Genomic DNA, 8654 nt, shown 5'->3' on the forward strand with positions numbered 1-8654 from the left:
GCGCTGGGCTTTAGGTCGAAACCGATAGGAGACACGTATGTCCGGACACTCTAAGTGGGCCACAACCAAGCATCGTAAGGGCGCGCAGGACGCCAAGCGTTCCGCCCTCTTCTCCAAGCTCAGCCGCAACATCACCGTTGCTGCCCGTCTCGGCGGTGACCCGCTGCCCGAGAACAACGCCAGCCTCGCCGCTGCCGTTGCCAAGGCCAAGGCTCAGTCCATGCCTAAGGACAAGATCAAGTCCGCTATCGACAAGGCTTTTGGTTCGGGTGCCGATGCCGCCGTCTACGAGAACATCGTGTACGAGGGCTACGGTCCCGCCGGTGTCGCCGTCTACGTCGACTGCCTGACCGACAACCGCAACCGTACCGCCGCTGATGTCCGTTCCGCCTTCTCCCACGCTGGTGGCAACCTGGGCACCTCCGGCTCCGTCGCCTTCCAGTTTGAGCGTAAGGGCCAGATCGTCGTCGCCAAGGAGATCCTGGACGAGAACGCCAAGAAGGAGACCATGATCGCCAACGGTGCTGCCGGTGACGAGGATGAGTTCATGATGGCCATCGCCGAGGCCGGTGGCGAGGACTACGAGGATGCCGGCGAGGAGTGGATCGTCTGGACTACTGCCAACGAGGTCATGGCTGTCTCCAAGGCGCTCGAGGAGCAGGGCGTCCAGGTCAAGGGCTCCGAGACCACCATGGTCCCGACCACCCCGACCGAGGTCTCCGGCGCCGACGCCAAGAAGGTTCAGCGCCTCATCGACCGTCTTGAGGAGCTCGACGACGTCCAGGATGTTTACAGCACCATGGACATGACCGACGAGGTCATCGCTGCCCTCGAGGAGGAGTAGCGCCCGCACGGGTTAAGCCGTGCATATCTGGGCATAATGAAGCGAGCATGCAAGCCTCGTGGAATAGATGAGCCGGATCCGCGTGCGTAGAGCACCGGACCCGGCTCTTTTATAATGATGCGAACCGTTTTGCATTTCGAGAGCCGAGATTTGAAGGGAGCGCCACGTGCGCGTACTCAAACGAGCCCTAGCGATCGTGTATCTTGCCGCCGCCATCGTGGCGCTGGGTACGCTTGTCTGCCAGTTTTGGGGGCCGTATACGTATCGCTTTATGCTGCTGATGCGCGACCCCATGCCGCGCGTCGTCGTTGCGGTGTGCGCCGCCATCGTGGCACTTGGCGTGCTCATCGGTTTTTTCCGCCTGATGTTTGCACGTCGCGAGCCGTCCTGCGTGCATCCGGCGGGGGAGCGCAATATCGAGGTCACGCTCGCAGCGCTTTCCTCGTGCGCCCGTGCCGCGGCGGAGTGCGATGATCGCGTGATAGTTGAGCATATCGAGGCACGCGTTCAAGGCTCCGACGAGTCGCGCGTTCGTTTTAAGGTCGAGGCCATCGCGCTCGACGACCGGGACGTGGCCTCTCAAGCTATCGCGATGCAGCAACGTATCGAGGAGGCCTGCGACACCATGCTCGGCACGCCGGGCACGACCGCACGCGTCCGTTTTTTGCCGTCCAAGACTACCGTCCAGACCGTGGAGGTTTCCGGTGAGTGATACCAACCAAGACAAGACCGCCCGCACGCCGCGCCTGACGATCGACCAGAACGCTACGCCGGCGAGCGAACCTGTTGATTCCAAAGCAGAGGCAACCGAGTTACAAGACGCGGCAGCCGCGGATTTTGACGAGGCTATGGGTCTCATCAAGGGTACGGGCGCTGCCATCTGGAGCTATGCCGTGCGTCATCCCAACACCACGCTCGGTGCCGTCGCTGGCTTTATTCTTGCCGTGTTGGTGCTCACGCTCGGCCTGTGGGACACGCTCGTCATTGCATTCTTCGTGCTGATCGGCGCCGTGATCGGCCAAATTCGCGACGGCGAAAACGGGATCGTCAACTTCTTCGGCCGTCTGTTTAGCGGCCGCTAATATGTATTCGACTGTCGCATCCGCGGCAGGCATAAGGAGGAACCATGGCTTTTAATACGAAGGTCGATGTGGCCGATACCGAGCTCGAGGAGAACGAGGCGGCCGTCGCCGAAGCCGAGGATGTGACGCTCGAGGATGAGGCGCTCGTCGAGGCCGAGTCCGCCGATGACGCGGACGAGGATGATGAGGAAACAGACGAGTCCGAGGACTCGCTGACCTATTCCAACGGTGTGATCGAGAAGATCGTTGCCATGGCCACCCGCGAGGTTCCGCACGTTTTGGGCATGAAGGGTAACCTCATGCACTTTGTGCAGGAGCAGTTTGGTGCCGAGAATCTGACCAAGGGCGTGACGGTCGAGGTCACCGATGACAATCGCGTGGTCGTCAACATCTCCGTCATTATCGAGTACGGAGCCTATGCGCCCGCGATCTTCGACGATGTCAAGGCACGTGTCACTGAGCGCCTTGCCGCGATGACCGGCCTTGAGGTGGCGGGTGTCAACCTGCGCATCGAGGACGTCATCACCCCCGAGGAGTACGAGCACCGTACCAGCCAGCACGAATAACCTTCCAAAAAGGGACAGGTTTGTTTTGGCAGGCTTTATCTGCGAAAACGTTAAACGGCCGACCGCGCAAGCAAAAGCGTGGCCGGCCGTTATTTGTATGCCCCCCGATGTAGGCATACCGCTCGTCTAACTAGGGGTTGCAATCGTCGCGTTCCGCGTTACCCTAATGGGCGCATTGTTTCCAAATTGTTAACGAGGAGTTGCCGTAATGGCCGACGAGCACGAAACAGAAAGCAAGGCATGGGCAATCGAGGCCGCTGCGGCAGAGGCGGCGTCGCGTGCTGCCGAGGAGGTGCATCGTCCTCCCGTGGTGCCGATGGAGCGCGTGGTTGATCGCACCGATATCGAGCGCGGCGAGCGTGCCGGCCAAAAGCGCAGCCAGGAGCCGGGCTTCCCGCGCTTTTTTGCCGAGCTCAATCTGGGCCTGATTCTTACGGCCTTCGCCATCGTTGCGTTTAAAACCCCTAATCACTTTGCTTTTGGCGGCACCTCGGGCGTGTCGGTCATTCTGTCTACGCTGTTCCCGACCCTGCCCGTCGGCGTCTTTATGTGGATTATCAACGCGGTTCTCGTCGTCTTGGGCTTTATCTTTTTGGAGCGCAAGGCAATCCTGTGGAGCGTCTTCGCCTCGTTTGCGTTGTCCGCCTATGTTTCGCTGTTTGAGTTCTTTATTCCGACCGATGTCTCTCTGACGGGCGATATGTGGCTCGACCTGTGCTTTGCCGTCATCTTGCCGGCGCTCGGCAGCGCTATTGTCTTTGATATCGGCGCCTCGACGGGTGGCACGGACATTCTTGCCATGATCCTCAAGCGCCGCACGACGCTCGAGATTGGCCGTGCCCTGCTGTTGGTCGATATCGGCATCGTGGCCATCGCGGCCTTTTTGTATGGCCCGCGTGTCGGTCTGTATTGCGTGCTTGGCCTGTTTGCCAAGACACTCGTGGTCGACAAAGCCATCGAGAGCATCCATCTTCGTAAGGTCTGCACGGTCATTTGCTCCGAACCCCTTAAGGTCGAGGAGTTTATCGTCAAGCATCTCAACCGCACAGCGACCATCAGTCGCGGCTACGGTGCCTTCTCGGGCAAGTGCGTGACGGTGATCATGAGCGTGCTAAGCCGTCGCGAGGCCGTGCAGCTGCGCCGCTATGCGCGCGAAGTCGATCCGGGTGCCTTTATCACGATTGTCGACAGCTCCGAGATCGTCGGCAAGGGTTTCCGCGGCACGAACTAGCGCGGACACACTCATCAAACAATCGAAAAGCGCCTCGCGCGTTGCAAATACGTCATCTAAGAGTATTTGTCCTCACATTGGGTGATAATGATGCCAAAGACATCGTTTGCGATCCAGGTGATTCGCTCTAGATACGAAGGGATGATTTCGATGTTCTGCTCGCAGTGTGGCGCCCCCATGGGCGATAACGACAAGTTCTGCGGCGTGTGTGGTGCTCCTAATGCCGGTGCCGCTGGCCCCGCTCCCCAGGGACAGCCTCAGCCCCAGCAGTTTGTTCCGCAGCCGCCCGTGGCGAATGTGCCAAAGGGCTGTGTGGCTCAGGCGTTCCAAGATATGACCAAGACTCCGGGCGTGCTTCAGCGTGTATGCCAAATCGCGTTTTTGCCGGCGCTGATTTGCGTTGTGTCGGTGCTCGTGTTGTTTATTCCCGTTATTGGCGGCATTGCGGCTGCCATCGGCTTTTTGGCAGCTTGCATTGCGAGCGTGTGCGGTTCCGGCTTTGGTATTGAGTGGGGCCGTGATCTTTCGCTCAAGGTCGATGACGGCATGGATCGTCCGTTGATGCGTTCCACATCGTTTGGCCTTGGAGTCTTTTCGAGCGTTATTTCGGTCGTGCTCGAGGTTATCGCTGCCATTCCCGTTATCGGTGTAGTGCTTTCGCTGGTGGAGGGCGTGGTAATTGGCGCCGCGGGCTCGTATTCTTATTACGGCTCTTATGCGCTCGAGGCTGCGCTGTTTGGCTCGCTTGGCTTGCTCGTTCTGGCTATGATTGCCACGGCGGTCCTGGGGGTCTTCTTTAAGATGTTCGCCGACATTGCCGTGATGCACTTTGCGGTGACCGGTCGCGTCGAGAGCGCGTTTTCGCTCGATAAGGTCTGGGCGGCGTTTAAGCACAACAAGACCAAGCTGTTCTGTGCTTCGTTCCTTCCCGAGTTTTTGACGGGCCTGGTCGCCAACGTTGTCACATGGATCTTGACGGTCGTCTTTGGCGCCATTGCCTCTGTCGGTATGTATAGCTACTACTATCGTCCTACGGGTATTGAGGCAATTGTTACCGGCGGTGGCGTCACGCTCGCGCTGTTCTTGGTGCTGGTCGCTTTTGTCACCGTATTTCTTACGGTCTTTGGCAAGATACTCAAGCACCGTGCCGTTGGCTATTGGGCCGCACGCTATGCAAGCGAGTGGGCCGATGAGGATAAGGACGACGTCCTGACTTTTGTGTTGCCCTTCGAGAAGAAGTCCGCTCCTTCGGGTTACGGTGCTCCGGATGCTTCGCCGGCACCTGCACCCGCTCCCGCGACCGAGCCTGAGCCGGCGCCCGAGTCTGAACCGGCGCCCGAGCCTGAGACGGCATCTGAGCCCGAGCCCGAGCCTGCGCCTGAGCCTGAGCCTGAGCCTGAGCCGGCACCTGCACCTGAGTCGGCGTTCGAGCCAAGCTCCGACGAGGAACCTCAGGACGAGTAGCCACGCCGCCTGCTATTTGGGGACGGGGTAGAAATGGTAGAAATAGCGCTTGAAGAATGAGCGGGGGCGGACGTGTCGAAACGTCCGCCCCCGCTTTGACATCGCGATGTGGCTATGACTGCGAGATGCCAGCGAATCGATTACCCGTCGTGCTTCTCCTCACGGCGTGCAGCAGCGCGTGCGTCGTGGATGCCCTTGATCGCGGCATGGCGAGCCGTTCGGGCATCATGGATGGCGTCGCGAGCCTCGGCGGTCGTCGCCTTGGCAGAGCGCAACTTGGCGGCCAGATCGGGGTTGGTTTCGGCGACCGCGGTAATCGCAGGGCCGTCGAGCTCCTCTTGCGTGGGCTCGGCCAAAAAGTCGATAGCATACTGGGCGGCCACCATGGAGCCCTTTGCCAGCACGGTCTCGTCGATCTTGTAGAAGCAGGAATGTTGGGCGTACGTGGCGCCAATCTTGGGGTTGCGCGTACCTACAAAGGCGAGCACGCCCGGTACGCGACGCAGGTACTCCGAAAAATCCTCGCCCGAAAGCGTGCCGCGATAATGGCCTTGGCCGGCGGGGCCCAGACACTTAATTACAGCCTGACGGCAGCGCTCGCTCGAGGCCGCGTCGTTTTCGACCTTGTAGTTGGCGATGGTGTAGTCGGTGAGCTCTGCCTCGGCGCCCAAGGCGGCCGCGGTATGCTCCACGATGCGGCGCATGAGCTCCGGCATTTCCTCGTGGGTCGAATCGCCGTAGGTGCGCACCGTGCCGGCGAGGTAGGCCGTGCCGGCGATAACGTTGCGTGCGGTGCCGCCGTGCAGCTCGCCGACGGTGATGACAGCCGGCTCGTAGGGGCTGATCTCGCGCGAGACGATGGTCTGCAGGGCGTTGACGATCTCTGCGGCCACCATAACGGCGTCGTGACCGCGCTGGGGCATGGCGCCGTGGCACGAGGTGCCGCGTACGTCGATACGGAACCAGTCGGTATTGGCCATGCGCGGTCCGGGCTCGCAGCTCACGGTGCCGGCGTCGACCTCGCTCCAGATGTGCGCGGCGTAGGCGCCATCGACGCCGTCGAGCACACCCGTGCCGATCATGAGCTTGGCGCCCTGGCCGTTTTCCTCGCTGGGCTGGAAGACGATGCGGACCTCGCCGTGGATGTCGTCGGTCATATGGCGCAGGATTTGCAGCGTGCCGAGCATCATGGCGATATGGCAGTCGTGGCCGCAGGCGTGCATACAGCCCTCGTTGACGCTGGCGAACTCCTCGCCGGTCTGCTCGGTAACGGGCAGGGCGTCGATATCGGCGCGCAGCAGGATGCGGCGGCGTGGCGTGCCGTCCTCGCGATAGGCGTCGGGCGCGGTGCCGCGAAGCGTTGCCACCAGGCCCGTCTTAAGGGGACGCTCGTAGGGGATATTCATGGCGTCGAGCTGGTTGGCGATGTCGGAGGTCGTGCGCTCCTCGGCGAGGCTCAGCTCCGGGTGCTTATGGAAGTGCCGGCGCTGCTTGATGATATATGGTTCAAACTCGGTAGCGATATCTTGGATGGCCGCGGTGACGTCGTCAGCCGCGCGAGCCTCGGTCGCCGCCATAATCTGCTGTGCCTTGGTCTTCGTCATGGTCGATTTGCTCCTTGCTGGGTTGATCGCAAAATCGTACAGGCTCTCTCCAGTATGCCACCTGCCGCTAGGGCTGGTAAAGTTGCCGTTTGCCGCTTGGGGTTTTGTTACAAGGGCGGGGGAGTACACTCGGGGGTGTTGAATTTCCTGCCAGAGATGGGGATGCCCATGCAACATATCGATCGGATTATCCGCTCCAAGAACGTCTTTACCGCGCAAGACGGCATCGATACCACCCGCGAGCTGGCGATTGCCATCGCAGGCGACCGTATCGTCGCAGTCGGTGCGCCCGATGACGTGATCGCCGCCGCTCCTGCCGCTACGTCGGTTATCGACTACGGCGAGCAGTTTGTCTGCCCCGGTTTCCATGACGCTCATCTGCACTTCTTCCATACCTCGGTCGGTTCCTCGCCGTACATGCTCATGGATATGGGCACGTCCGAGGCGGCGCTGGTGCAACATGCGCTCGAGTTTTCCCAGGACCTGCCCGACGACGCTTGGGTTGTGACGCAGGGCTGGCGCGACTACCGTTGGGACCCGCCCGAGCATCCTACCAAGGCGTCGCTCGATGCGGCATTCCCCGATCGTCCCTGCGTTATGTACTCGGGCGACGGGCACACGCTGTGGCTCAACAGCCGCGCACTCGAGGCGCTCGGCGTCACGCGCGACAGCGAGCCGCCGGCGGGCGGCAGCTACGACAAGGACGCAAACGGCGAGCTCACGGGCATTGCTCACGAAGCGGCTGCCATGCAGCTGTTGCCGCGCTGTCTTGAGTGGCTGGGCGAAGATCGCATCGCAAGCGCTTACGCCGATCAAATGAGGCGCATGGCCGAGCAGGGCATCACCTCGATCTGCGATATGTCGCTCATGCCCATGCCGGGCTGTGATTTTATCCGCGACGATGTCTACGACAAGCTGCAGACGACCGGCAAGCTGGGCATCCGAGCCCATTTGTTTCCCACGCTGCTGGATGACCAATCGCGCTTGGAAGAGCTGCAGGTACGTTACGCGAACAACGCGCTGCTTTCGGCGCCAGGCTTTAAGCAGTTCTTCGACGGCGTGTCGAGCGAACACACGGCCTATCTCACCGAGCCCTATACCAACCCGCGCTTCCCGGGCGATCAAGGTCGCCTGACGGTTCCTGCCGAGCGCATGCGCAAGCTGGTTCTGGCGGCCGCGGAGCGCGGCCATACCGTGCGCATCCACGTCATCGGCGACGGTGCGATTCATGCCGCGCTGGATATCTTCGAGGAGGCCGCCGACCTGTACGGCCTGCCCCAGCACGGCCATAACACGCTCGAGCACCTGGAGAACCTCTTGCCCGAGGACATCGATCGTCTACGCAAGCTTAACGTCGTTGCCTCGAGCCAGCCCTGTCACATTACACTCGACCCGGGCGGCCCCGAGCGCGATCTGGGCCTGGAACGCAGCCGCATCATGTGGCCGTTTGCGACCTATAAGCAGCGCGGCATCCGCCAAGCCTTCGGCACTGATAGCCCCATCACAGCTGTTACAAGCATGAACGTGCTCTACACGGCTATCACGCGCCAGGATCCCAAAAGCCACTGGCCCGAGGGCGGCTGGTTACCGAGCGAGCGCATCGATGCAGCAACAGCCCTGCGCAACTACACCCTGGGCAGCGCCTATGCAGCGGGCGACGAGCAAAACCTCGGCAGCTTGGAGCCCGGCAAGTATGCCGACCTGGTAGTCCTGGACCAAAACCCGCTCACCATCGACCCCCAAGAGCTCCAAGACACCAAAGTTCAGGCAACCTACCTGGCAGGTAACTTAATCTACGAGCGTTAACCCGGTGGCGCGCGCAGACGTGGTGTAAGAGTGTCCTGAGGTCCGTCGCTGCAAGCC

At 61.1% G+C, this 8654-nt stretch carries 8 protein-coding genes; 7 read left to right on the plus strand and 1 reads right to left on the minus strand.

The genetic code is table 11. The features are described 5' to 3' along the window. Positions 1-37 precede the first annotated feature (37 nt). The 6 genes from FGQ61_RS05875 (at position 38) to FGQ61_RS05900 (ending at position 5187) form a co-directional block, all read left to right on the plus strand. Complete coding sequence (locus FGQ61_RS05875; protein ID WP_006234926.1) at positions 38-844, plus strand: YebC/PmpR family DNA-binding transcriptional regulator; 807 nt, start codon at positions 38-40, stop codon at positions 842-844. A gap of 166 nt (positions 845-1010) precedes the next feature. After that, entirely contained in the window at positions 1011-1556 is a 546-nt protein-coding gene (locus tag FGQ61_RS05880; RefSeq protein ID WP_138374887.1) for an Asp23/Gls24 family envelope stress response protein, read from the plus strand. After that, complete coding sequence (locus tag FGQ61_RS09700) at positions 1549-1926, plus strand: DUF2273 domain-containing protein (RefSeq protein WP_249360954.1); 378 nt, start codon at positions 1549-1551, stop codon at positions 1924-1926. The genes FGQ61_RS05880 and FGQ61_RS09700 overlap by 8 nt, the downstream gene beginning before the upstream one ends. 44 nt (positions 1927-1970) lie before the next feature. Beyond that, entirely contained in the window at positions 1971-2492 is a 522-nt protein-coding gene (locus tag FGQ61_RS05890; RefSeq protein ID WP_138374888.1) for an Asp23/Gls24 family envelope stress response protein, read from the plus strand. Positions 2493-2700: 208 nt separating this feature from the next. Then, entirely contained in the window at positions 2701-3723 is a 1023-nt protein-coding gene (locus tag FGQ61_RS05895; protein ID WP_138374889.1) for a YitT family protein, read from the plus strand. Positions 3724-3813: 90 nt separating this feature from the next. Continuing rightward, on the plus strand, positions 3814-5187 hold the full coding sequence (locus FGQ61_RS05900) for a DUF4013 domain-containing protein (protein WP_171021523.1): 1374 nt from the start codon (positions 3814-3816) through the stop codon (positions 5185-5187). Positions 5188-5327: 140 nt separating this feature from the next. Here FGQ61_RS05900 and FGQ61_RS05905 read toward each other — a convergent pair whose 3' ends face one another. Then, the gene (locus FGQ61_RS05905; RefSeq protein ID WP_138374891.1) at positions 5328-6791 is read right to left on the minus strand and encodes a M20 family metallopeptidase; all 1464 of its coding nucleotides are present in this window, start codon (positions 6789-6791) and stop codon (positions 5328-5330) included. Positions 6792-6953: 162 nt separating this feature from the next. Here FGQ61_RS05905 and FGQ61_RS05910 point away from each other — a divergent pair, with 162 nt between their 5' ends. Then, entirely contained in the window at positions 6954-8597 is a 1644-nt protein-coding gene (locus FGQ61_RS05910; protein ID WP_229025921.1) for an amidohydrolase, read from the plus strand. The last annotated feature ends 57 nt before the right edge of the window (positions 8598-8654 follow it).

The sequence above is a fragment of the Collinsella aerofaciens genome (assembly GCF_005844325.1).
GTDB classification, from domain to species: Bacteria; Actinomycetota; Coriobacteriia; order Coriobacteriales; family Coriobacteriaceae; genus Collinsella; species Collinsella aerofaciens_G.

Bases quoted from the DNA above. Each gene is read 5' to 3' on its own strand.
- FGQ61_RS05910 (WP_229025921.1), top strand. From the start codon at position 6,954: ATGCCCATGCAACATATCGATCGGATTATCCGCTCCAAGAACGTCTTT.
- FGQ61_RS05895 (WP_138374889.1), top strand. From the start codon at position 2,701: ATGGCCGACGAGCACGAAACAGAAAGCAAGGCATGGGCAATCGAGGCC.
- FGQ61_RS05905 (WP_138374891.1), bottom strand. From the start codon at position 6,791: ATGACGAAGACCAAGGCACAGCAGATTATGGCGGCGACCGAGGCTCGC.
- FGQ61_RS05875 (WP_006234926.1), top strand. From the start codon at position 38: ATGTCCGGACACTCTAAGTGGGCCACAACCAAGCATCGTAAGGGCGCG.
- FGQ61_RS05900 (WP_171021523.1), top strand. From the start codon at position 3,814: ATGCCAAAGACATCGTTTGCGATCCAGGTGATTCGCTCTAGATACGAA.
- FGQ61_RS05890 (WP_138374888.1), top strand. From the start codon at position 1,971: ATGGCTTTTAATACGAAGGTCGATGTGGCCGATACCGAGCTCGAGGAG.